18 protein-coding genes are annotated in these 25521 nt (G+C 46.4%); 8 read left to right on the forward strand and 10 right to left on the reverse strand.

Annotation, left to right across the window (positions count from 1 at the left end; all coding sequences use genetic code 11):
• The 6 genes from CLC93_RS01015 to CLC93_RS01040 are packed head-to-tail and all read right to left on the reverse strand — an operon-like array spanning nt 1 to nt 6644.
• On the reverse strand, nt 1-1152 hold the full coding sequence (locus CLC93_RS01015; RefSeq protein ID WP_095504079.1) for a glycosyltransferase: 1152 nt from the start codon (nt 1150-1152) through the stop codon (nt 1-3).
• Nucleotides 1145-2062: a core-2/I-branching beta-1,6-N-acetylglucosaminyltransferase family protein gene (locus tag CLC93_RS01020; RefSeq protein ID WP_095504080.1), complete on the reverse strand. Its 918-nt coding sequence runs from the start codon at nt 2060-2062 to the stop codon at nt 1145-1147. The genes CLC93_RS01015 and CLC93_RS01020 overlap by 8 nt, the downstream gene beginning before the upstream one ends.
• Nucleotides 2059-3291 (reverse strand): oligosaccharide flippase family protein, encoded by a 1233-nt coding sequence (locus CLC93_RS01025; RefSeq protein WP_095504081.1) that lies wholly within the window; start codon nt 3289-3291, stop codon nt 2059-2061. The genes CLC93_RS01020 and CLC93_RS01025 overlap by 4 nt, the downstream gene beginning before the upstream one ends.
• 6 nt (nt 3292-3297) lie before the next feature.
• Nucleotides 3298-4557: an oligosaccharide repeat unit polymerase gene (locus tag CLC93_RS01030; protein ID WP_169902744.1), complete on the reverse strand. Its 1260-nt coding sequence runs from the start codon at nt 4555-4557 to the stop codon at nt 3298-3300.
• 4 nt (nt 4558-4561) lie between these two features.
• Nucleotides 4562-5497: a glycosyltransferase family 2 protein gene (locus tag CLC93_RS01035; protein ID WP_095504083.1), complete on the reverse strand. Its 936-nt coding sequence runs from the start codon at nt 5495-5497 to the stop codon at nt 4562-4564.
• A 4-nt stretch (nt 5498-5501) separates the two neighbouring features.
• Nucleotides 5502-6644, reverse strand: coding sequence for a polysaccharide pyruvyl transferase family protein (locus CLC93_RS01040; RefSeq protein WP_095504084.1), 1143 nt, complete (start codon nt 6642-6644; stop codon nt 5502-5504).
• A 1168-nt stretch (nt 6645-7812) separates the two neighbouring features.
• Between CLC93_RS01040 and CLC93_RS01045 the strand changes: the two genes are divergently transcribed.
• Entirely contained in the window at nt 7813-8070 is a 258-nt protein-coding gene (locus CLC93_RS01045; protein ID WP_095504085.1) for a YfhL family 4Fe-4S dicluster ferredoxin, read from the forward strand.
• A gap of 136 nt (nt 8071-8206) precedes the next feature.
• Here CLC93_RS01045 and ubiT read toward each other — a convergent pair whose 3' ends face one another.
• Nucleotides 8207-8710, reverse strand: coding sequence for a ubiquinone anaerobic biosynthesis accessory factor UbiT (gene ubiT, locus CLC93_RS01050; RefSeq protein ID WP_095504086.1), 504 nt, complete (start codon nt 8708-8710; stop codon nt 8207-8209).
• A gap of 226 nt (nt 8711-8936) precedes the next feature.
• Here ubiT and ubiU point away from each other — a divergent pair, with 226 nt between their 5' ends.
• The 6 genes from ubiU (at nt 8937) to CLC93_RS01080 (ending at nt 15607) form a co-directional block, all read left to right on the forward strand.
• Nucleotides 8937-9932 carry a ubiquinone anaerobic biosynthesis protein UbiU gene (ubiU, locus tag CLC93_RS01055; protein ID WP_095504087.1) on the forward strand — a complete coding sequence of 332 codons (996 nt, stop codon included), beginning with the start codon at nt 8937-8939 and terminating at the stop codon, nt 9930-9932.
• Between the two features lie 215 nt (nt 9933-10147).
• On the forward strand, nt 10148-11038 hold the full coding sequence (locus CLC93_RS01060; protein WP_095504088.1) for a U32 family peptidase: 891 nt from the start codon (nt 10148-10150) through the stop codon (nt 11036-11038).
• 758 nt (nt 11039-11796) lie between these two features.
• A complete protein-coding gene (locus CLC93_RS01065; protein ID WP_095504089.1) occupies nt 11797-12363 on the forward strand; it encodes an outer membrane beta-barrel protein in 567 nt (188 codons plus the stop codon).
• Between the two features lie 967 nt (nt 12364-13330).
• Nucleotides 13331-13897 carry an outer membrane beta-barrel protein gene (locus CLC93_RS01070; RefSeq protein ID WP_095504090.1) on the forward strand — a complete coding sequence of 189 codons (567 nt, stop codon included), beginning with the start codon at nt 13331-13333 and terminating at the stop codon, nt 13895-13897.
• Nucleotides 13898-14042: 145 nt separating this feature from the next.
• On the forward strand, nt 14043-14597 hold the full coding sequence (locus CLC93_RS01075) for an outer membrane beta-barrel protein (RefSeq protein ID WP_095504091.1): 555 nt from the start codon (nt 14043-14045) through the stop codon (nt 14595-14597).
• Nucleotides 14598-15058: 461 nt separating this feature from the next.
• On the forward strand, nt 15059-15607 hold the full coding sequence (locus tag CLC93_RS01080) for an outer membrane beta-barrel protein (RefSeq protein ID WP_095504092.1): 549 nt from the start codon (nt 15059-15061) through the stop codon (nt 15605-15607).
• Nucleotides 15608-15876: 269 nt separating this feature from the next.
• On the opposite strand, the gene CLC93_RS01085 is transcribed toward CLC93_RS01080, so the two are convergent.
• Together CLC93_RS01085 and CLC93_RS01090 are read right to left on the reverse strand one after the other, a co-directional pair.
• Nucleotides 15877-16758: a LysR family transcriptional regulator gene (locus tag CLC93_RS01085; protein ID WP_095504093.1), complete on the reverse strand. Its 882-nt coding sequence runs from the start codon at nt 16756-16758 to the stop codon at nt 15877-15879.
• 283 nt (nt 16759-17041) lie between these two features.
• A complete protein-coding gene (locus CLC93_RS01090; RefSeq protein WP_169902745.1) occupies nt 17042-24301 on the reverse strand; it encodes a LamG-like jellyroll fold domain-containing protein in 7260 nt (2419 codons plus the stop codon).
• A gap of 573 nt (nt 24302-24874) precedes the next feature.
• Here CLC93_RS01090 and CLC93_RS01095 point away from each other — a divergent pair.
• Nucleotides 24875-25261 (forward strand): hypothetical protein, encoded by a 387-nt coding sequence (locus CLC93_RS01095; RefSeq protein ID WP_095504095.1) that lies wholly within the window; start codon nt 24875-24877, stop codon nt 25259-25261.
• Here CLC93_RS01095 and CLC93_RS01100 read toward each other — a convergent pair whose 3' ends face one another.
• A complete protein-coding gene (locus CLC93_RS01100; protein WP_095504096.1) occupies nt 25262-25504 on the reverse strand; it encodes a hypothetical protein in 243 nt (80 codons plus the stop codon).
• Between the last annotated feature and the right edge of the window lie 17 nt (nt 25505-25521).

Raw genomic sequence — 25521 nt, forward strand, 5'->3', positions numbered from 1 at the left:
CTAATTAACTCCAAAACCTTTAATGTAATTTAAATACCGCTTAGCACGTTCATCGTTATCAATATGATATGACAATCGCTTCCGGCCATTTTCAACTAACTGGTCGGCTAGTGTTCGATCATCCATTAATAATGCCAATTTACCTGCTATGTCAATTGGATCTCTAGCGTCAAAGTATAACGCTGCATCTCCGCAAACATCTCGAGCAAATGATAAGTCACTAGTGCAGATGGGGGTATGGCAAGCCATAGCTTCTAAATAGCTAACACTAAAACTTTCTAGCAATGTTGGTAGAAACATGGCATCAGCACTTGAGTAATGTTCCTTGCATTCTTCTACAGTCAGCCTTCCAAGATTTGTTGTGTGAAGTTTAAACCGACAACTAAAGCATTCATATTCTTCTTCAGTGAAAGTTACTAAAAACTTAAAATTATAACCACGCTCTAAGAGAACGTTCCCAACATCCTCTATTATCGACAAGTTTTTATGAACATAAGGAGCTGAAATTGTGACGAATTTGAATTCACCCACTTCATCGCTCTTAGAACCACTCATTCTTTCGAAGTTTATATAGTCATTTTTAGTGTAACTGTATGGTAACGCATTTGGTACAATCACAATTTTATCTTCCGAAACTTTCCCATATTTAACTAACGCTAACTTCATTGATTTAGTTTCGGTTATATAGTTACTTCCATTTCTTTTAAGAAACGATAAAAGTATAGAGTTCTTTATTTTCTTAAAAAATCTTTTAAATGGGCTATACTCAAAATAAGCACTACTGTCGGGTCTAACTAACCAAGCATTTGCAAATCCAACTACATGATTTTTGCTAGTCCCCCAAAAACAAGGGCCAAATATTGTAAAGACCACATGTGGTTTAAAACTATTTATACACGAACGTATTCTATATCTATCCTTCGAAAGGGGTACTAGTGTTTTTACGCCTGTCGTTAAAACTAAATGTTCTTTATTAAAAAATTCAGGGGGCAATTCTTTTGCGACATTACTGGATACTAAGTAGAAAAATTCAAATTCTTTGTATTCAACCTTAAGAGTGTGACTTATGAAAGATAACGCTACTTGTACGCCTCCTCCTACTTTGATGTTAGAGGCATCAACGAAGACTCTTTGTTTACCAAGTCTATACATACTTACTTACGAAATCCTCAAGTTGCTTTAAACTATATTTCCTATCAATTTTTCGGGCAATAAATACATCTAATGACTTTGTTTTTTCTAGCTCTTCTAAAGTAAATACTTTTGGAAAATCCGGACCAGACTTCCAATCGACCAGCCTTAAAGATTGAAGGTTATCATCCTCGTAACGACGTTCCAGCCCGATATGATTTTTAACTATCTTATTTAAAACCAAACTATGAAAAAAAACTTCATCACAACAAAAGCTATCTTTAAAATATGATTCATACTTTTGATTATTCTGAGTGTATAAAACTATGTCCTTACAACACTTGAACGTAACAGTAAACCAATTACTACCTTTATACATTCTCTCGAAAGGTTGCTTCTCAGTATTTCCAAACCAACCGAAGTTAAACGCTACATTTCGCAAATTCCTCAACATTAGATTCAATAAATTAGCTTTTCTTTCAAAATCAAACCAAAAGTGTTTACGTTTAAATCTGGCTTCTCCTTTACAATCAGAAAAAAAACTATGGTCTATACCTATAAACTCTCTTTCTGAGTTAGCTTGTAAAAAAGTGTTTAGAGGTTTAATCCCTCTAAAAAGGTAATCATCTCCAGATATAAAACTTAAGTGTGTAAACTTTAGTTCTGAGACTGCGTACTTTAAAATTCTTAACATGCATTCTATCTGAGACTTGCTTCCCCAAGTAACATCAACTCGTTCCTCTAGAAACTTACAGCTCTCATAATCAAAGTACTTGTTAAACTTTTCTATATCAGTCTTCTTGTCGACATGTACAATCGCTTGACTGCAAGGATCGTTTTGTATCTCTAATAAGGAGTGATGTAGAGTATTAGTTGGTTCATGACAAATTATTGCGAATAAATGTTTCAAAACATCAAGACCTGAAATCACACTGTAAACTTACGAACTCGAAATATTCTAAAATGCTGCTTTAACAACAGTCCACTTCGAAATGGATAATTAAAGATAGTTAACTGCAAGAATTCTACGAGCAAAAGCGAATATATCGCGCCCGCCAGCCCGAACCTAATTATCAAAAAATAACTCGTTATAGGAGCAATTAATGCGGCAAGAATAACCTTTTTAATTAAATATTTAGACCCATTGCTGAATGTGCCTATATATCTATTGTTTATAACACTTAAAACTGAGCAAAGTCCTATCAAAGAAAACAACCAAATATAATTTCCTAGCACACTGTATTGTTTGCCCAGGAATTGATCAACCAAATATTCGCCGAAAAGACCGAGGATAATAATAACCGGTAGAAAACTAACTATCATCAGAAAGTTACTAACAACGAACTTACTAGAAAGGTCGTTCTCCGCTAATCCCTTACTCAACAAAGCATGCCCTATGGACAATGGAAAGAAAGTCGCAGCAAACCCTATGGTAACACCAACACCAAAAATGCCTGATTCCTCAAATCCTAACAATGTCCCAAGTAATATCTCAGATATTTTTGTATACAAAAATGCCATTACACCGGCAATGGCGAAATACTTACCATTTGTAATCAAATATGCACTATATAATCTGTTATTTCTTACCCTTACTATTCCTGCGTACTTTCTTTTAAGAACATAGGAGACCGATCCAGCAACGAAATAAGGAACTACAAACCATAAAACTTCTGCTGAAAAAAATATCAGTAAATAACGAAGAAAAATAGCTAACAAACGAGAAATTACATTAGCCTTCGCATTTTTTTTCGAATTGAATGAACCTTCAAGCAAATACTGGTAAATATCTAAACCAACAAATACTTGACTAAGAATAACAACGGAAATTAACAGTACATCCATTGCGTTACCCAACCAGTAGAATAATAGGCTAGAACAAATTGCTGTGAATGCTAGATATACCGACAACCTAATACTGCTACTTGCTTTGACCATACGCAATGCAGTTGGGTAACGTTTAGAAGCAAGATTAAATATTATATGGTTCGCACCAAATTGACTTAATGAAATACCTAAAACAGAAATAGCCAATCCAAAAGAGATTTTTCCGAACATTTCGGGCCCCAAAAACCTGGAAACCAAAATATATGCTATAAGGCCCGCACCTAAAACTAAGATTCTGTCGAATGAGGCCCACAGTATGTTTTTTACCAACAAACTAAGTTACCACTTCTTCTCTATTCTAAGGGTAAATTTACTTTTAAATAATCTAGACATCAAAGGAAGACTGAGAATTAAAAAGACGTAGATATTGCCGACATATATATAGTACTTAAAATAAAATATACCCTGAAGAGCGAATTGACACACTCCTAAGTAAAATAGTATATCCAACAAATTAGTTTTTTTGTGAAGCTTGCTGAAATTAAGACAAATATATACGCTATAAGAGAAAATAAAGGTCAACGCACCGAAAGCCCCGTAATCAGTGTAGAAATCCTTAAAGTAAGTACCCCATTCCCAAGACATGTACTCTCTATTTTGATAAGCGAGTTCCTGTTTTAGCATTTCCAAAGTATTGAAATAGTCTGTAGAGAAATAAATATCATGAAATAGTGTGAATGTTCTCGCTCCAAGGGTGTGTGTTATTTGCAGATCAAAGTAAATAATAAAGTTTAAAAACTGTTGTCCGCCATAAGATAAGATGGCTTGCAGCGACTCGTTAATATCCCCAAATCTAAAGAATGTTATAACCGCAAACAAAAACATACCTGCAAATCCAAGTACCATTGCAAGCCTTCTAATTCTGTATACTTCTTCACGCTGAAGGTAATTGCCTAGCAAAAGATACACAGAGATAAAACTCAAGATCCAGAACAATACACCATCCCGGCCAAAGTAAGCGAAAACGTAAACAGGGTAACTCAATGATGAGATTAATAAGAGATACGATAGCACTCTACGCCGGTTCAATGAGAAATATATAAACGACAGCAACAAAGGAACCAGATAGACTATTGCCACTGCACTAGATACGGTATTTAGTAATCCTGGCTCGATAAAAGGATGACCTTCGGTTGTTAACAAATGTCTAAACATGTCTAAATCTGGAGATGTGAAGACAGAAACGCAGACACTTAGAAAGTAAAAGATACTAATAAAAGAAGCCACCACCAGTAGGTATGCTACTAAGTTGAGATATCTCAGTTTAGGTAGGAGGATACAATCAACCTTCCGTTCCTTAGATATTGAAAATGGTATTAAGTGAATGACAGCTAAAAGCGAAAAGTAAAGTGAGCCCCAATAGATATATTGATTAATCTCTAGGTACTTCTCATCAACTTTATATAGCCCAATAGAACAAATTAATATTAGTAACCAACAAAAAACAACAAAACTACTCAAAGTAAATCTAGGGCGCCCTGACAAAGCTAGGCAGAATAGCAAGGCAACAAAAATTGTGGGTATTAATATATTCAACAAAATCCTAATCCTTGCCTCTTAAATTAAGAGTGTTATTGACTTTCAAAACGAATACTTTAAGTATGTCTTTAACTCTCCACTTCAGAGATAACCTTACCCTATGAATTGATCCTTCAAGTAATCTTTTTAGCCTCGAAAGATAAACGCTATCTCGATTTGGATAATTCTTAACATAATGAAGAGAGCTATTAATTAAAAATAATTCAAAATACTCTCTATTTACATCCTTGCAATTGGAAGACAATATATTTAGAACTTCGACTATGTCGATTAATTGCTTTTCCTTAACCACTGATTTAGTTACTGCGTATGCGTTATCAACATATACTACGAACGATTTATCAAAAGACTGCATACTTTTACTATTTAGGAGTAATGCATGAGTTACAAGAGCATCTTCCCCTACAGTAATGCCATCCATAAACCAAATGTTTTCCAATAAGAAAAGTTCTCTCTTAAAAACTTTATCCCAAGGGCAGTTGTTGATTAACCCTTTAAACAATAATGCCTCCTTTTCTTCATGTGTCTCCCTACCATTGAGGTGATAAGGTTTTACTTCTCTTCTTTTATTATTGGAACTCCTCCAATGGCCAAGCAAAATACCCTCTGGATATCCAGTTCTCTCTATGAATTCGGCCAGTTCTGATAGATAGTTGTCTAATACATAGTCATCAGAGTCTAAAAATACGACATACTCTCCTTTACAGGTCTCTAAACCTAAGTTTCTAGCCGCAGACACTCCCCTATTTTCTTGATATAGATAAATCAGATTCTTATTTTTAGCTTTAATCTCAGATATAATATTTTTAGTATTATCTGTAGAACCATCATCAACAACTATTACTTCAAAAGAGTAAAAGGCCTGGTTAAGTATGCTATTGAGGCACTTATAGATACTGCGTTCTGCGTTGAAAGCGGGGACGACAACCGAGAACAACATAATCTTAGATGTCCTTGTTCTTTATACCAGGCAGTGAATTGGCTAGGTATTTCATTGCAGGTCTCCTGAAATCATTCATAAGCTCATCAAAACCATCATAATTTACCGGTTCAAGTAAATCGTGTTGTTTGTGCTCTTCAATATATATTAAACGTTCTGACATGTTCAATTGGTCAAAAAGCACTCTAATCCGATCGTCGTCTTTATTCGTTCCTTTGAATGTAATAGCCCAAAAGTTTTTTCTAAAAACAGTTGAAAAAATAGAGCCATGGAATGATGTAGTTATAACTAAACTAGAATGCTTAATTAATGATAAATAATCAGATGGCGAGCTATTTCTAGACAATTTAATCCCTTTAAGGAAGTTACCTCTATATACATACTGTTTTGCATCCAACATTACCACGGACATACCTAGCTCTTTTGATATTTCCATGACGATGTCATACGTATCTGGTGAAAATGGCACCCCATAGAAAAATATATAATCTTCTTCATAAAGTCGAGGTTTGGCTAGAGAATCCCATACAGAAGTCTCAACTAGTATTGTAGGATCGGCTACAATCTCAAAATGCTCATTACTTAACTTCTCTAGCCAAGCTTTACCATTTACCTCCCTCACTGATAAGCCTGTAAAATCTTTAATATAGTTTTTGTACTTCTCTAAGTTAAGACCAGAATTTAACAGATTCCTCCCTCCGAGACTTGGTGCGTATGCAATCTTTGACGCACTTGTAGAGAAAGGCAGAAAATAAGCGTCAGTGAAATCCTCACAATTTACATTCCATATCTGGTCGCTACCGACAACCAAGAAATCATATTTAGCGCAGACTTTTTCAAGTTCAACTAACGTGTCAAACTTTTCTCCACTCAGATTGAACGCGTCGTTTATAAACAGTTCATAATCATTATACCTACTCTTCAACACAGGAAACGAGACTGCATTAATAATTAGTCTTGCTAAGCCCTTCCATCCTTTGTAAGAGGGAAACATAGAATACATATTCTGTTGCCCTTTACTAGAATAATTTACAACTTCCACTTCCATTTTAAAATGGTTTGAAAGAATGTACTGCATCGCATAGGTCTGTAACATTGATCCCATATTATGGGATGCATGGTAGGTTAATATACCGATTTTTTCCATCGTTAAAATCTCTTTGATTGAATTTAAAATTATCAGTTAAAAACTTTAACTGTAAATAATTAAGCTAGCTAATAACTCTAAAGAATAGGTATGAGCGGCAAAAATATAGCACGCAAACATCGTTTTTAGTTGTAAACTTTAAAAATTAAGAAAGCCCAACATAGAAAGCGTTGAACAACTCTATCCTAGGGAAAGTTCAATTAAAATTTTGTCCAAATTATTACTTTTTATTAGAAATATGCGATTTCTACTAATTCGAAACATTTTGTAAGGCACCTAATTATACTTGATAAATTCTGTTCTTAACATCTATCACTTTTATATTTCAGAAGAGTTTAAAATAAGAACAAGGCCTTCAAAATAGTGGTAATCATAAGCCCTATAGAGTGACGACAATTACTAAACTGTATCTAGCGACAAAACAGTGCATAGCTTTTACGCTCTACATGTCTTGACGCCCGTCGCTTGTAAATCCGGTAGCAAGCCAACGAGAGAAATCTAATAAATACCTCTTTTGGCACGCTTCCGCCCTTGGAACTTAATCCAAATCTGGTCGCAGCATAGCGAGCTATACCGCAATTTGATGTGTGTAAAATTACACTCGCTGTATCTAGGGCCTTTAGTTCCGCAAACTGCTCAAAACAAGTTGTTAACGGTGCTCAAACACAACAATGCCCTGACACGGTGCAAGACCATAGCAGGGCATTGTTATCGAATTATTGCGTACTGCGCTTACTGACCTATCCCTGTCAGATTGAGGCAATCATCCATAGTGTGGTGACTTTTTGGCCTCAACCTTAAGCTTGTGGAGTATTTTAAGAATCCGAGTACTTAAATACAATCGAAAAATTGACGCTACAGTCACAGCTTGTGAGCCATCTATGCAGCTTTGGTGATTAACGATTGCATAAACACCATTACAGCTAGAGTCTAGTGCGAATATTTATTCTATTAATTACAGGTAATTAAAGTTTTCCTTTAAGGACTCATGTAAACAAGCGGTAAAATTTGTGACGGCACTATAGTTCAAATCAATTAAACCGTATTAATTGTCACAATTTTGACGGTGACTATGAGGATAGTTGGTATTTGCTGCTCTACCATCTCACCGCTGGTATACTTTGGCTTATGTTTCACCGCCAACACGGCTGTATCGAAAGACTTATCTATGGCGCTAATCATTCTAGATTCTTGTATCAACTGCGACATGTGTGACCCTGAGTGTCCCAACATGGCTATTAGCATGGGCGAAGAGGTATACGAGATTGACCCTAATCTGTGCACTGAGTGTGTAGGCCATTATGACAACCCAACCTGTGTGAGCGTGTGCCCGATTGATTGTATTGAGGTGGATCCGGAGCACAAAGAGACGCAAGAGCAGCTGATGGAGAAGTTTGTTTTGATTCAGGAGGCGAAGAAGGGGTAAAGCTTTGTCGTTCCCGTGAAAACGGGAACCTAGCTAATGGCTAATTTGCTGTTGGGAATGACGAGCGTGGATTCGGGAATGACGGGAGTAGCTTTTGGATGGATTCCCGCTTTCGCGGGAATGACACAGTTAAAACCTAACTCGCCGCCTTAATCAACTCAGCCAACTGCCCTATCCCATGGCGTACCGCCACAGGCATAGCCGCAAAGTCCACCTGCATCAGCAAGTTCTTCACTTCCAACCCCAACTCAGTGTCTCCCTCAATATTCAGCTTACGCTGGAAAAACAAAGTATCCGGGTCTTCTTGCATTGCCGCAATCAACACCAATGACTGACCATCGGCGCTAAATTGCACCTGGCAATCGGCATGCTCACTCACCACGAAACCCTGCCCGTCAAAACTCACCGCGAAACGAAGCTCCAAGTCGGTGATCTCAATCCCCACCCAATTGCCTTCTAAAAACTCCAGCTCGTCGTTATCAATCGCATCGCGCAACACCATAGCTAGTAGCGACTCGATAAGCTTAGCCTGAAAGTGAAACGGCACTAATTTTAGTGACGGTTTAGCGATCTTAGGAATAGCGCTGACCGCTTGTTTGGCAAGTTTGATTTGGGTTTCAGGAGATAAAGGCAGGTTCATGGAAATTCCTAAAAGGCAGTACACTGTGTTCTTTTCGATTAGCCGATCATTGTAACTCTGGCTACGCCCGCAAAACTTGCGCTGCATCATAGTCTGCCCAACCACTGACAGCTATTATCGAGGAATCCAGCGCGTCGCATCAGTTTGTGCTGCCTTTTTTTGCGCGCCAATGATTTAGAACAGTAAGCAAAAAATAACTATCCAATATCAGGACAATTACTAGGGTATGGAATTACTTTGCCCCGCGGGCAACATGGCATCCCTTAACGCCGCAGTTAACGCCGGTGCCGATGCCATTTATATCGGTCTCAAAGACGACACCAACGCCAGACATTTCGCTGGTCTTAACTTTACGCCCAAACGTCTTGCTCAAGCGGCGCAGGCGGCTAAAAGTGCCGGTCGTAAACTCTATGTAGCAATTAATACCTTTCCCTCGCCAGGGCAAGAGAGTCGTTGGCATCAGGCCATCGATTTAGCGGTTGACGCTCGAGTCGATGCGCTTATCATGGCTGACCTTGGTTTGCTGCAATACGCCAAAGAGACCCATCCACACATTGAATTGCATTTGTCGGTACAGGCGTCTGCCACCACGGTCGCTGCGCTTGAGATGTATAAGAAGGACTTCGGTGTCACTCGCGCCGTGTTACCGAGAGTGTTGGATATCAAACAAGTCTCGCGCTTAGCACAAAAAAGCCCGATGGAGCTTGAGGTGTTCGCCTACGGTAGCCTTTGCATTATGTCTGAGGGCCGCTGCCACTTGTCTTCCTATGTGACCGGTCAATCACCGAATACCGGTGGCGCCTGTTCTCCAAGCCAGCATGTGCGTTGGTCAGAGAACAATGGTACTCGCGAGACTCATTTAAACGGGGTGTTGTTAGACCGTAACGAAGCCGGAATGGCGTCGGGTTATCCTGTGGTGTGTAAAGGCCGTTATGAGTGTGACGATGAAGTGGATCACACTCTAGAGTCGCCCACCAGCTTAAACACCTTAAGTTTACTACCGGAACTATATGCCGCTGGCGTTTCAGCGGTTAAGATTGAAGGACGCCAACGCAGCCCAGCTTATGTCGAGCAGGTAACAAGGGTTTGGCGCCAGGCGTTGGATCAGCTGTTGGCTAACCCGAACGGGTTTAGCGAACAGCCGCAATGGAATCAGGTACTGACTCGATTGTCAGAGGGACAAACGGCAACATTGGGGCCGTATCAGCGGAGTTGGCAGTAGACACGGCTATTGTCATGTCTACATCCCACACTTGTCATAGCCGAGCCCCACGCTCGTCATTCCCGCGAAAGCGGGAATCTAGCTAACCGCTAATCGGCAATTAGGTAGATTCCCAATCAAGTTGGGAATGACAAGCTCAGACGTTGGGAATGACGGAGTTGGCGTTCGGCAGACGGTAAATAACGACGACAAGACCAAAAACAAACAGGAACAACATGAAACTAGCACTAGCACCACTTATCTATTGTTGGTCTAAAACCAAAGTCATGGACTTCTACCAAGCCATGGCCAACACCGACATCGCCACTTTCTATATTGGTGAGCAGGTGTGCCGTCGTCGTCGCTTGATGAAAAACGTCGATTACCTCCAGTTAGCCAAGATGCTAACCGACCAAGGTAAGCGCGTTGTTCTCACCTCCCTAGCCCTTATCGAGTCTGACAAAGACTTCGGCTTAGTCGAAGAGCTAGCCCAATTGAGTCAGCAACAAGGATTAGAGCTTGAACTACAAGCCAACGATCTAGGCAGCGCTGCACTATTTCGCGAGCAAGGGCTTAAGTTCCACGTAGGCTGCGCGATTAATTGCTACAACCTAGCCAGCCTTAAACAATTGGTCGACTGGGGTATGGTCAGCTACCAACCACCGGTTGAGCTTGCTCAAGAAGAGCTAGTAGTACTGATGCGCCAAGCAGAAGAAGCCGGCATACGCGATCAGTTCGAACTGCAAGTTCACGCCTGGGGCTACTTGCCACTGGCCTACTCGGCCCGATGCTTTACCGCCCGCCAAGCGCGTTTAACCAAAGACAGCTGCAACACCATTTGCCAAAAAGACAGCAATGGCAAGCTTTGCCAAACTCAAGATGGCCAGCCGCTGCTGCGCTTAAACGGCATTCAGACTCAATCCGCCCACAATCAGAATCTGTTTGCAGATATTCCCTCGCTTGTTGCTCTGGGCGCAGACTCATTGGCGATATCGCCCAACCAGGCCTTGGTTCCAGAAAAAGTCGCTCAGATGCAGCAAGCGATTATTGAAGAGCAAAATCTGGCGTTGGGCGCCAACGATTGCAACGGCTATTGGTATGGCAAAGCGGGAATGGCAACTCTGTAAACCAGTGATTCCCTACCCCCACGCTTGTCATTCCCAACCTCCACACGTGTCATTCCCAACTTGATTGGGAATCTACCCAACTGCTGCTCCCACGCTTGTCATTCCCTTGTTCCGCGCTTGTCATTCCCACACCCACGTTTGTCATTCCCTTGAAAAAGGGAATCTAGCCAACTGCTACATTCCTGCTCAACTGTTACCCATGTGCCCGGTTCAAGGTGTCCCCTATGTGGCCGGTTTACAGCATTCCCCTTGTTAGCAGTAAAACATTGCGACTTTGCTGTTGGGTGGATCCCCGCATTCGCGAGGATGACGTTTTTCGCGAGGATGGCGTTTTGCCTCGAGGATGACGTTTTGTCGTGAGGAAGACGTCTTTTGGCAAGGATGACGCGCTGTCATCCTCCCCAAAACCCATTTTTAACTGAACAAACCCTTAACCACGATTAACTAAATCAATAAGTTTCCGCGTAAATTCCAGCCAACCAAGTTCAATGCTGGTCAAACCTGAACAAGACTTAGCCATTCAATTAACCCATCTAACCATCTGTTTATATTTAATTAATTGCTAAAACCAAGAAAAACAACACCCACAGAATATAAAAAGCTCGTTCAGCTTTCTTATAAACAAAATCTATCACCGTGAAATTTCCAATTGTTTCTAAGTCCGTAAACTTCGCTTCGAACTGAAACGGAGCGCCCCTGAAGCGGCTGCTCTTTTAATTATTGATTTGTAATTGAAAACTGATTTTTCGGAGATAAACATGAAAAAGCAACTGCTTGCTGTTTTGACTGCATCTGTACTAGCCGCTCCTGCAATGGCTGCTGACAACCAATGGTTTGTTGGTGCTGAAGGTGGCTTCGACACTAACGGCTTTAAAAAAGGCGCGTTGAAAGAAGAGAAACGTCCTGAGTTTGGCGTTCGCGTTGGTAAATACTTCGCAGACGACAAAGCTCGTGTTTACGCTACTTACCGTGGTTCTAACCTTGGCAAGCGTGGCGATCGCATGACCGCTCGTGACTTGTTGGTTTCTGCTGACTACCTAGTTCCTCTGACTCAGTCTAAGTCTGTTAACTGGTTCATCGGTGGTACTGTTGGTGGTTCTCAGTTGAACAACGACAACGTTATTGCGCCAGAACTTCAGAGCACCACAGTTCGCGAGCGTCAAAACAACTTCGTTTACGGTGGCCAAACTGGTTTCAAATTTAACCTAGCTAAGCACTTCGAAATGGAGCTAGGCTACCAGTACCTGCGTCACAACGGTGGCAAGAACGGTATCAAGCTAGACGCTGACCAGCGTGTAAACCTAGCTGCTACTTTCAAGTTCTAAGCTGAGCTTAGTTCTTGAGGCGAAGGCCGGAATGCTATGCATTTCGGCCTTTGTTGTTTTTGGAGTTGGTTATTTTGATGTCTTCTCTTTCTTGCCGCAACTCTCATGTACTCCGCGTCATCCCCTTGAACCCCTCGTAATTGCCATGAACTCCGCGTCATCCCCTTGAACCCCGCGTAATCGCCATGAACTTCGCGTCATTCCCTCGAACCCCGCGTCATTCCCTCGAACCCCGCGTCATTCCCTCGAACCCCGCGTCATTCCCTTGAACCCCGCGTCATTCCCTTGAACCCCGCGTCATTCCCTTGAACCCCGCGTCATTCCCTTGAAAAAGGGAATCTAGCCAGTTACTGCACTTCCCTAAATTGTTACCCATGTGACCGGTTTAAGGTGTTACCTATGTGGCCGGTTTAAGGTGTTACCTATGTGGTCGGTCAGGCAGTGCAGCGGTTGGGTGGATTCCCGCTTCCGCGGGAATGACTGCAGGAGCGCAGAATGACAGCGAGAGAACGAGAATGACAGCGAGATAACGAGAATGACAGCGAGAGAGCGGGAATGGCAGCAGCAACGTGAGAGTGACAGCCGGAGTACGGGAGTGGCGTGGGAAACAAGAATTAACCGAGCTCCACCGACCAAAAACCAAGCTGAACCAGCCAGAGGCACGCATAAAAATCCCTTATTAAAATTCTTTTTAATTTTGTTTGTTTTTTATTCACCTATATTTCCGGCCAACTATGCAATTGACCATAGAAATCAAAGATCAAATAAAAACAGAGGCTTAAACAAATCATTAAAGGAACCATAGATCCGAACGCTATTTCCACTCCAAAACCCCTCATCAACAGAACTTATCACCGTTAAATTTGAGTTACTTCAGCAATCCGTAAACTACGCCTCGAGTTCAAACGAAGCGCCTATTAGTTCGGTGCTTCAAAGTTCACTTAAATTGATTACTTTGGAGTTTATTATGAAAAAGCAAATTCTTGCTGTTGTAGCCGCTTCTGTACTAGCTGGTCCTGTTATGGCTGCTGAGAACCAGTGGTTCCTGGGTGCCGAAGGTGGTTTTAGCACTGACGGTTTCAAAAAAGGTGCGCTGAAAGAAGAGAAGCGTCCTGAGTTCGGTGTTCGCGTTGGTAAATACTTCGCTGACGACAAAGCCCGTGTATACGCCACCTACCGCGGTTCTAACCTTGGTAAGAAAGGCGATCGCATGACTGGTCGCAGCCTGTTGGTTTCTGCAGACTACTTGGTTCCTCTGACTCAGTCTAAGTCTGTTAACTGGTTCATCGGTGGTACTCTTGGTGGTTCTCAGTTGAACAACGACAACGTTATTGCGCCAGAACTTCAGAGCACCACAGTTCGCGAGCGTCAAAACAACTTCGTTTACGGTGGCCAAACTGGTTTCAAATTTAACCTAGCTAAGCACTTCGAAATGGAGCTAGGCTACCAGTACCTGCGTCACAACGGTGGCAAGAACGGTATCAAGCTAGACGCTGACCAGCGTGTAAACCTAGCTGCTACCTTCAAGTTCTAAGCTTGATAGCATCTAATACCCAAACAGCCGTTTAGCCTTTGCTAAGCGGCTTTTTCTTATTAGCCCCCTCCTCAAACAAACGCTTTGATCTTGTTTTACTAGACTTGAGTTAAAACAATAAGTCTTAAAACAAACTGATAAGCCCATGAAAAAAATCAGCACACTCGCTCTACTTCTTCTTATTCCTAGTCTTAACGCCGCTCAAAACTCCTGGACAGTGGGCTTAGAGCTTGGCATGTCCACCGACGCTTTTAAGAGCAATGCGACTAGCAAAGATCGTCGGCTTGAGGTGGGTACGCGTATCGGCAAGTACTTTGGCGACCTCGACCAGGGCCGCACCTACATGACGCTGCGCAGTGCTTCGACCGGTAAGCAGGGCCAACGACTTGAAGGGGCTGCCTTTCTGTTCTCAGCCGACTATCTAACCTCGGTGACGGATACCGGTGCAGTGGAGTGGTTTGTTGGGCCGACTTTGGGTGGTTCTCGGTTGAGCGAGGATGTCCCCCTTGGTGGCGGAAAAAGCGCGAAAGTATACGACAGTCACTTCGTGTTCGGTGGGCAGACTGGGTTCAAGTTCAATTATTCGCGCTACTTCGAGTTTGAGGGCGGATACCAGTATTTGCGTTACACAGGAGACAGGAACGGCATAAAGCTCGACGCCGATCAGCGATTGCAGCTCGTGGCCAGTTTCAAGTTCTAGCCCCTTGCCTGGCTTCATCTGAAATTCGAGCGCTGGACTTGAGAGCTGGATTTGAGAGCTGGATTTGAGAATTTGTACCTTGGTTATCGCGCTTGATAACTTCCAAAAGACGCCAAATATAGGCCAAACCAAGCTGAACAAACCCTTACTCAGGATAACTAAAAGCAATTAAGCACTTTTTTATCCTTGCTTAAAATTTGCACAATCAACACTAATCCCGTGAAGGCCAAAACTTTTAGAAAACCCATAAACGCATGTTTTAAATATTAAAATAAAAAATCGTGCGGAATTTAGATTCCTACTTTTCTACAAATCACGCCAACCTCAGCATAAACAAATTTTATCACCATGAAATTTGAGAAATTTCAGAAGCCGGTAAACTTCGCTTCGAATTCAAACGGAGCGCCCAACTAAAGCGGCGAGCCAAAGTTTACTGAACCGATTTAATTTTGGAGTTTATTATGAAAAAGCAAATTCTTGCTATCGCTGCTGCTGCCGTACTTGCTGGTCCTGCTATGGCTGCTGACAACCAATGGTTCGTAGGTGCTGAAGCTGGTTTTGGAACCGACGGTTTCAAAAAAGGAGCACTGAAAGAAGAGAAGCGTCCTGAGTTTGGTGTTCGCGTTGGTAAATACCTGGGCGACAACGACCAAGTACGTGTTTACGGTACTTTGCGCGGCTCAAACGTTGGTAAGCGCGGCGACCGTATGACTGGCCGAAGCCTGTTGGTTTCTGCTGACTACTTGGTTCCTCTGACTCAGTCTAAGTCTGTTAACTGGTTCATCGGTGGTACCGTGGGTGGTTCTCAGCTTCGCGACCAAGCGCCAGAGATGAACGACGCTCGTCAGAACAACTTCGTATACGGTGGCCAAACTGGTTTCAAATTCAACCTAGCTAAGAACTTCGAAATGGAGTTAGGATACCAGTACCTGCGTCACAACGGTGGCAAAAACGGCATCAAGCTAGATGCTGACCAGCGTGTGAACTTGGGTGCTACCTTCAAGTTCTAATTCGACTTGATGATGACTCTCCGAGCAAAGGCCGCTATTTAGCGGCCTTTGTTGTGTTTTGGGGGCTTTCCCTCCCCCGATCGTCACTCGCTTCTACCGCTTGCCTTCCCTAATTCCGTTTGTCATTCCCTCGAAAGAGGGAATCCATCGAGTTGCCAATAGCGGTTAGCTAGATTCCCAGTCAAGCTGGGAATGACAGGGGAGAGCTAGGAATGACAGTCAATTGGGAGAATGACGAGCGAGATCTGGCAATGACACAAGCGAACAACCTAAAACCTATTATCCGCAAGAATATCCACAATGCGCTTGCCTACCGGCCCTAACGCTCGCTGCTTGGGCCAAATCATCACAACCGGCATCCTAAGTTCCAGTTTGTCCCCAGGTACGTCTAAGACCACCCAGTCTCCAGCATCAACACGCTTTTGATAAACCGGCTTGGGCAAAATGCACCAGCCCATTTTGAGGTCGATATACTCCGCAAGCCCTTGCAGGGTATTGGCCATGGTGACTTTTGGTGAAAGGCGAGGCAATACATCAGGCTCACCGCGGGAAGCTTTAAATTGCAGTTGCCTGTGTTTGGAGAGTTCGTCTTTACTTGGGCGCTCATGCTCCGCCAACACGAAGTCTTTGTGGCAAACATAATCAAATTCTAGATGTCCCATGGCAAGATATTCCAAGCCCACCAGCTGGTCTTTCAGCAAACTCACAATACCAAAGTCCATTTTGCCATCGCGCACGTCGTCGTAGGTGGCCACAGACGATTGCTCAAATAACTCAAATTCTAATGAGGGAAACTCTTCGACGATTTGTTCTGAAACTTCCACTGAATTGGGTAAATCGGCTAGTGGCGAATAGCCGATCACGACCCTGGCCTCTTGCTCTTCGCTGAGCGCCATCGCAAAGTCTTGCAGCTCCTGGCAGCGACTGATGATGAATTTCGCTTCATCAAGTAGGCTCTCGCCAGCGTAGCTGAGCTTAGTGGAATGACGGTCGCGCTCAAACAACTCGCAACCAAAGTCGATTTCGAGGTTGGCGATGCGAGTGGAGACAGCGGCCTGGCTGATGCCTAAGGCACCTGCAGCTTTAGAGAAGGAGCTAAAGCGGGCAACGGCGATGAAGGCTTCTAGCTGATTGATATTAAAATGAATCATAGGGTTATATTAGCGGTTAGTTGGGGTTACGTCATGCTCTTGGGCACCTGCTCGTTATTCTCGCGCTCCCCACTTCCGTCATTCTCGCGCTCCCCACTTCCGTCATTCTCGCGAAAGCGGGAATCTACCCAACCGCTAACTAGCAACTCGCTAGATTCCCTTTTTCAAGGGAATGACAAGCGTGGGAGCCGCAGGAATGACGAGCGTGGGGATAGCGGGCATGACGAGCGTGGGGATAGCGGGCATGACGGAGGTAGGCGGCACCGCATGACGGAGCCTAAGATCAAGGCTCCGCCAACGCCAATAAATTAGCCCAAGCCAAATAGCTCCCCGCCCAAGCAAACGGCTGCTCCCGCGCTTGCATCACACTCAATACCTGCCCACGCACCTCGCTATCGAAATGGCGCAACTCCAGCCAATGCCAACCCGCCATTACCTGATCAAAGCTCGACGCCACGCCCTCACCCGTCAGTGCAAACGAGTATTCGCCGTCCAGATACATGTTTTGAGTTAAGCTGGTCGCGATGCAATTCATCATCTCATTGTCGCGAGCTATGCCCTCGTCGTAGGCCAACATCAAAAAGCCAATGTCAGTTTCACCGTGGTTTAAGTCCTCTTCCCGTGACTCGGCAAAGGTTGGGTTAAAGCGATACTTCCAAAGACAACTGCCGTCCTCTTGAGGCGCTAGCTTATCGCTGAAGAACCACCACATGGCCGCAACCTTGTCGGCATAATTCCCACCGTCAGAGCGATATTTATCGATAAGAATTTGTGCGTACCCCGCCGCCAGCGTGTGGTTAAACGGCAGCGGGTGACTGTGCAACCCCGAATCATCGCTCGTGGTATTGTTGTTCGGCTGATAATAGCTGCCCGCCACGCCATCGCGCTTGGTGGTACTGAAGCTGGTGTTATGGGCATCCATTATGGTTATCGCGCGCGCCACAAAGTCATCGGCCTTTTCATCGTACGCGCTAAGCCCACGTCGCTTAATGCTATCGACCACGTGCATTACCGCTGACAGCACCTGGGCATCGGTCAGAATTTGAGATTGCCAGTCGCTATCACCATTTTGAGCAAAGTTGCGCCAGCCGGGTACAGGCACGGTTGGGTTATTCATGTAGAACCGCGGCGCCACCCAGTAGGCCTCAGTGGCCATCGCAATTTCACCTCGGCCAACACGAGCAATGTCGGTGTAATTGAACATATGGTCAATCAGCTCGACCGCCCAATCCATGTATTTGGTGTCGTTGTAGGTCTCACTCATCCGCACATAAGCGCGAAGCCATACCGACGCCTCAAAGGCAAAACGGTCGCCATCGTTGCCATTGGTGACATCCATCACCGGCCGGGTGCTTGGATACGCGCTAGCAAATTGCGCATCCCACTCGCTCTGACTGGTCACCACTGAGCCTGTCATGTCCAAAAGCCCTGCGCCGTCACTTAGCGGTGCATCACTGGGTAGCTCTCGAGTACCACCGCCAGAGCCACCACCTGAACCGCCGCCAGAACCGCCACCTCCAGCATCCGGGTTCAAGGCCAACGCCGCCACTTCATCGTCTGCAAGTGCCCGGCTATACAAACGAATTTCATCTAGCGTGCCCACAAATGGCTCGGAGACCGCCAAGGTGCCGCCAAACACTAAATCACCCTCACCATCCGCCGCCAAAGCCGCCGAGCTGGTAATCAACTCGCCGTTTAAGTAGAAGTGACGTAACCCCGCCGCCCCATCTTGCACCAGGGTCAAATGATGCCAACCGCTTTGAGCCGCTAGCACCGCCAAATTGCGCCCGCTGTAACTCCAATTGCCTTGCGGAGAGAGCCAGATACCGTACCAAGGCCAGTCATCACGAGACTTGGTTACTACACCACGCCAACCGTCCAAAGCCTCGGCATTGGCCCATACACTCATGGTAAAGCTGTCCGCAATGCCAAACTGCATCGAGCCATCGGCGCTCACTTGCACTCTATCGTTACCGTCAAAGTACAAGCCACCACCGATACGGCCCGCGCGCCAACTGCCACCAAACAGCTGACCATCGCGGTTATTGCCCGAAGCGTCGCTGGCGGTGGTACCGCTAGTTTCATCCAGTGGCCAGTAGCCAATTAATCCTTCATCCGGTGCTTCACTAAAGCTAAAGTTGGCGCTTGATTCAGGGCCTGGCGCTTGTCCAGACAAGATCACACGCGCTCGCAACTCAGCATCTGCATCTATTAACAACTCGCCTGTGTATTGGTCGCTTAGCTCATCCGGTGGGCTGCCATCTAAGGTGTAGCGGATCACCGAGCCGTTAGGCATATCTTGCGCGCTTAGCGCTACCGATACCGGTGCCACATACTCGCCACCGGCCGGAGTGATTTGCACCACAGGCAAAATCACCGGCGCACTGCTATCCACACTAAAGCTGACCTCGTCATAAGCCTCTGGGTTACTAATAGGCTGATGACTCTCGCTGACTAACTGAACGCTAAGGGTATGCGGACCATCACTGACGTCCAGCAAGGTGTAGCTCAGGCTAAAGGCATCCGGAATCGTGATATGCGGGTTGTCATCTAGAGTAATGTGCAAATGATCAAAGCCGCTGGTATCACCGCTAATTTGCCAACTCACGGTGACGCTATTGCTGGCAATGGTTTGTCCGTCCAAGGGGGCGCTTAAAGTCACCGTTGGCGGTACATACTGCTCGATGCTGATAGTCACCAGCGCTTCGGCTGACAAATTGCCATCGAGATCCGCCACTTTATAGCTAAAGCTATCGGAGAAGTTCATCGAACCGTCGTGCTGGTAGGTAATCGCACCGGTGATCGCATCGATGGATAACACGCTGCCAAATTGCGGTGTCTGGGCTATCTCAACACTGGTGGCGTCAAGCCCTTGTGGATCCGAGTCATTAAGCAGCACATCAATCAGTACCGTATTTCCCTGCACTAAACTGGCGCTGTCGCCCTGCACTTGCGGCGGTTGTGGCAAATCGGCAGCAGTGGCTAAAGCCGCCACTTCGGCGTTGCTCAGTGCCACCGAATACAAGCGAATGTCATCGAGCCAACCTTCAAAGTACTCGTCTACATCAAGAGCGGCACCAAACACCAAATCACCAAGGCCGTTGCCATCGCGAGCGCCCGCAGTACTTACTAAAGCACCATCGATGTAGAAACGGCGTTGACCCGCTGAGCCGTCTTGCACCAGAGTCAAATGCACCCAGTCGCTGCTGGCGTTCAGTGCGGCCACGTTTGCACCACCGTAATTCCAGCGCGATTGCGGCGATAACCAGATGCCGTACCATGGCCAGTCGTCGCGGGATTTTGTTACCACGCCGCGCCAGCCCACCAGAGACTGCGCATTGGCCCATAGGCTTAAGCTAAAGTTGTCATTGGCGGTGAATCGCATCTCTGGATCGTCGCTAATTTGTACCCAGTCATTGCTGCCATCAAAGTAGAGCGCGCCGCCAATGCGGCCCGGCTGCCACTGAGCCCCGAATACATTACCGTGACGATTGTTGCCCGAAATATCATTGGCTTGATTGCCGCTGGTTTCATCCAACGGCCAGTGGCCGAGCAAGCCCACTTGCGGCGGTGCGGCTAGGTCCACTTCAAAGCTCACTTGGGCGCTGTCGACTGGGTTATTACCCGCATCGACCAAGGTCACCACGGCCGAATGGCTGCCTTCACTTAATCCGGTTAAGGTGTAATTGCTGGTACCGGCAGATAACTCGATTATGCTCTGAGAGTCGAGTTGCAGATGAATGTGGTCGTAGCCCTGCGCATCGCCGCTAAAACTCCACGCCAAATTAACGCTGGTACTGGCAATTCGCGCGCCAAAGCTTGGCTGAGTAATGGCCACATCTGCCGGTAAATACGGCGTAATGCTAATGTCCACTTGAGCGGGCAGTGACAGTAGACCTGTGTTGTCGGCCACTTGATAGGTAAAGCTATCCGAGCTGGCACTACCGCCACCGTGTCGATAGCGAATAAGCCCTGTGGTCAGATTCACCGACTCAATCACACCCTCGCCAGGCGCGCTGTCGATGCGCAAGCTCGACAAATCCAACCCTTGCGGATCTGAGTCGTTACCCAGCACATTAATATCAACGCTTTGCCCTTGTACCACTTGGGCGGAATCTGGATTTACCGTGGGCGGTTGTGGCGTATCAGCCGCGCCTGCGAGTTGCTGAATTTCGGTGTTGTTTAAAGCGCGGCCATACAAACGAATATCGTCCAGATAGCCCACAAACGGCTCGGATACTGCCAGTGTGCCGCCAAACACTAGGTTTCCTGTGCCATTGCCAGCTCGAGCACTGGCCGAATCAATCAAATCACCATTGAGATAAAAACTGCGACTGCCCGCATCGCCATCTTGCACCATAAGCAGATGTTGCCAACCACTTATGGCGGCCATCGCGGGCGTTTCATTGCCACCGTAATTCCAGCGCTCTCGCGGGGATAGCCAAAAACCGTACCAAGGCCAATCGTCTCGAGACTTGGTGACTATCCCGCGCCAACCTTCGAGGTTTTCGGCGTTTACCCAGACAGACAAACTAAAGCTGTCATTGGTATCAAACCTAAGATCTATATCGTCAGGCACCTGCACCAGCCCGCCGCCACCATCAAAGTAAAGCGCGCCACCAATGCGGCCGTTAGCCCACGCGGCACCGCTAAGCAGTCCGTGACGAGCATTACCCGAGGCGTCATTGACGTTATTGCCACTGCCCTCATCCAGTGGCCAGTGTCCTAGCAAACCCGCGGTGGGTAGCGGATTGGCTACCAAGGTAAAGCTGGCAGTGCTGGTGTCACTTGGCTCACTACCTTCTTCGTAGGCGCGGGCGGTCACTGTTGCCGATTGGGTTAGGCTAAAAGCGCCTTGGTAGAGAGGGTCATCCTGAGTTGGCATCTGACCATCGAGCCGATAATGAATATCGCCACTGCCGCTTAAGGTAACTAGCTGCGAGCCCACAAACGAGCCGCCATTAGGAGTAATGCCGGGTGCTAGTGTTTGTTCGACACTCCCGATGTTCTGTACATTAATGGTCACGGCGCCGGTATTTGAGATAACCCCCCGACTGTCTTTGACGCTGTAACTAAAGCTATCTTGGCTTCGTGAGGCTCCATTGTGGTTGTAGCGCACTAGGCCGCCGCCCAGCCAGGTCACCTGACCATCAGCGGGGAGGCTTTCAAACTTCAATGTGGCCAGGTTCAAGCCTTCGCTGGAAACGTCGTTGCCCAACAAATTCAAGGTGACAAAGCTGCCCTGGTTTACATTGGCAAAATCTGCGTTTGCCTGTGGTGGATTTAGCTCGGCACAGTTGGGAAATACTGAACTTTCGACCCTAGTGCTAAGCCCTGCGCCGTCGGTGACCGTCAGTTCCACTCGGTAGTAGTAATCTTCGCCACTGCAGCCCAACGGCGAGAGCTGCACCTGAGCGCTGCACTGAGTATCAATGGGGTCTTCGTGAGTGTGATTATCGTGGTGTAATACTGTGCGCCAAGCACAGCTAAGCTCGCTGGTATCGTGCTCTGTGTCGCTAATATTGGCGGTAAGATCGACCGTGGTGTTAGACAGCATTGAGTACAAACTGCCGTCCACCGGACTGGTTATACTCACGTTGGGTGGAGTGTTATTTAAGCTGATAAGCACCTGAGCTGTGTCCGATGCGCTTGGGGTGCCATCGTCGGTGACAGTAAGAGTGACCGTTACAGCCTCGGGCTCATCAGAGCTGGCGGTAAACGAGTGGCTGACTTGATTACCGCTGGCCAATGGAGAGCCATCGCCAAAATCCCACTCGGCGGTTAACGCACCCTCCTCTGGATCGCTTGAGTTGCTGGCATCAAAGTCCACTAACAAAGGGCTTGGGCCGTACAGTGGCGTGGCATCAAGCACCGCAGTTGGTAAGCGGTTACCACCCGGGGCGTAACTGACTTTCTTGATGAAACTTGCCCAGCTAATGTAGTACAGGCCACCCTGGGTGGGATGGCTCGACAGGTGTACAACACCGCCACCATCGCTGGCAAAGGGGGCCACTTGAGTCAGTTGACCTTGCTCATTTACCTGAAAGTTTCGGATCCATCCTGCGCCATAGTCGGCGTGAAAGTAGCTATTCTGGTAAGCCGAAGGAAAGTCATCGCCGCGATACCAAGTACCACCGGTTGACGAGTTACCGATGAACGAGCTGCCCTGAACCAGTGTCGAACCCAGTCCAGGAATTGGCTGACCCACGAGAGGCGCTACGGGATTGAGGGTGTCATCAAAGGCAGGATAGCGGGTTTCTAAGCTCTCTTGCGCCCAGGTGAGCGCCGGTCGAGTATGGCGAAACACTGGGTATAGGCTGGCATCGCTACTGCCACACGGCAGTGCTGGCAGCGCATCGTTGGCATCAGGCTCGTCGATAAGATCCACAAAACTAACATCACAACCAAAGGCCGCTGTGGCATCTGGATTTAGCGGCGAAGCGGACACATGCTCAGGTTGAAAATCCATGCCCTCGTAGATAGGCCAACCGAAATTCTCGCCTCCCGTTTTAGAGATATTGAGCTCTTCCCAAGACTCCCAACCCGGGTCGCCTATGTAGATGTGTCCGGGTTTACCTTCGCTTATGTCGTGGCTGCCAGAATCGGGACGCAGCGCGATTCGAAATGGATTTCTCAAGCCCAAAGCCCACACACGTGAGCGCTTACTTCTGGGTTCAAGCGCTTGGTAGAATGGATTACTCGGTAAACCGTCACCGGTTGCTGGGTCAAGGCGAAGCAACTTGCCATTTAGCGTGTCGAGCAGTTGTGAGCGATAAGAACCGACGTTTTCCCTTGGCGTCAGTATGCCTTCGCTCAGTGCCTGCAGATAAGCGGTAGACGAGATACTGCCAGAATCTAATTGGGTGAAAGTAGAGGCATCACCGGCGGAGACAATCAAGCTGCCGTCTTGGCCGAACAGAAGATCACCGACCCCGTGAGACAGATGCAAAATTGCCACGCCATCAGCTGGCACATCGCCAAGCAATACGGTGCGACTTTGATAATCGACACTGCGGGCATTAGCGTAATCGAGTTCACCTTCGGGTTTTATTAGCTGGTAGCGGGTGACGCGGCCGATGGTGGCGGTAATCGATTCTTCGGTGTAGGCGGGATCATAGTCAACGCCGCAACTGGGCGCGCCAACGCCGGAGACAGGCTCAATGCAATTTTCCAGATGGTGACGGTCAACTACGTAGTAAAGGTAGAGATAGCCGTTGTCGATAAATAGCGGGTCGAGGGCGAAACCCAACATGCCGTGATCGCGCCAACCCAGCACCTCTTCGCTGATGTCGAGAAGTGGTGTGCTCAAGGGCGCAGAATCATCAAGCAACCAGACTAAGCCGCCGCGCTCCCAGGCAAACATTCGGCTGCCATCGCTTTGAAACGCCAAACCCACCACACCGTTCCAACCGTTGCCATCGGGTCTAAGCACATCCTCTTCGACAAAGCCGGGATCGCTGAAGGTAGCACTCGAGATGGTATTGGGAAACAGCGAGAGGAAGGCCAAGACGGCAAAAATAACGAGAAGTTTCGGAGATGACATGGTGACCATCGCTCCCTGATTTGGCGAAATCTCACAGAGTATTTCACCAAATTGTAGAACAATTGCAGAGGTTTATAGCGCCAAGCTGTCATTCCCGCACTTCCGCTCTGTCATTCCCACCCCCACGCTTGTCATTCCCGTGGAAACGGGAATCTAGCCAACCGCCACTCCCGACCACTCGCTCTGTCATTCCTACACTTCCGCTTTGTCCTTCCCGCACTTCCGCTCTGTCATTCCCTTGAAAAAGGGAATCTAGCCAACTGCTACCTCCTCCTCAACTGTTACCCATGTGCCCGGTTTAAGGTTTTACCCAAGTGGTCGGTAGAACATCGCCACCAGCAACTAGCTAGATTCCCAATCAAGTTGGGAATGACAGCTAGGAGTCAATCCCCAGTCAAGCTGAGGATGACGGGAATGACAGGGTTGACGAGAATGACAGCCCAAACAAAAGCCCAAAAAACCAACAAATGTTAACTCCAACATAGCCTTTTATCTGCACAATTGTTCCTATATAGTTAATAACCATCGACAACAATAAGCGTCAACGAGCGCGATAACCATAAAGAGGTCGACATGAAACTGATTGAAACCATGACCGCCAAGCGTCCAATTCACTCCATCGAGTTTTCTAACTCACTTGGACTGCTTACCGACGTCAAAGACTCAAGATTGGTGGTGCAAAAAGACACCTTCACCAAAACCGACATGCAGCACGCCTCCACCATGGAGCGTATCAAGCTGGAAATGAGTGTCTATGAAGACGAGAGTATTGACAGCGAAGCCATTCAGCAGCTCACCGAAATGAACAAAGCGCAACCTGTGGTGGTGCACCTAGAGGGTGGTGACTCGTTTAAAGTGGATGTGATGTTTACCGCTTGCGAGAGTAACGACAACGGCTATCAACTGACCGCCAGCGCCACCAGCCGCTTACAAAGCCACAGAAATCGACGCGACCACTGATTAAGCGTATTGGCTGTGCAGGCTATTTAGCAGGGCTTTTTCTTCGGCACTAAGGATTTCTGCCACCGAGTGTGGGTTGCAGCTGAGCGAACTGGCACGTGTCTGCGACGATTCAAGCTGACGCCGCAACTCGGCCACTTGCTGCTGCAATTGGACTATGGTGCTTTGTGCCGCGGCCAGGCGCTCATTGGCCAGGTTCAGGTCTTGGTTTGCAATATTAATCGCAGCGCTGATTTGTGCCATCGCGGAATTCCACCATA

The sequence above is a fragment of the Paraferrimonas sedimenticola genome (assembly GCF_002282855.1).
GTDB lineage: Bacteria > Pseudomonadota > Gammaproteobacteria > Enterobacterales > Shewanellaceae > Paraferrimonas > Paraferrimonas sedimenticola.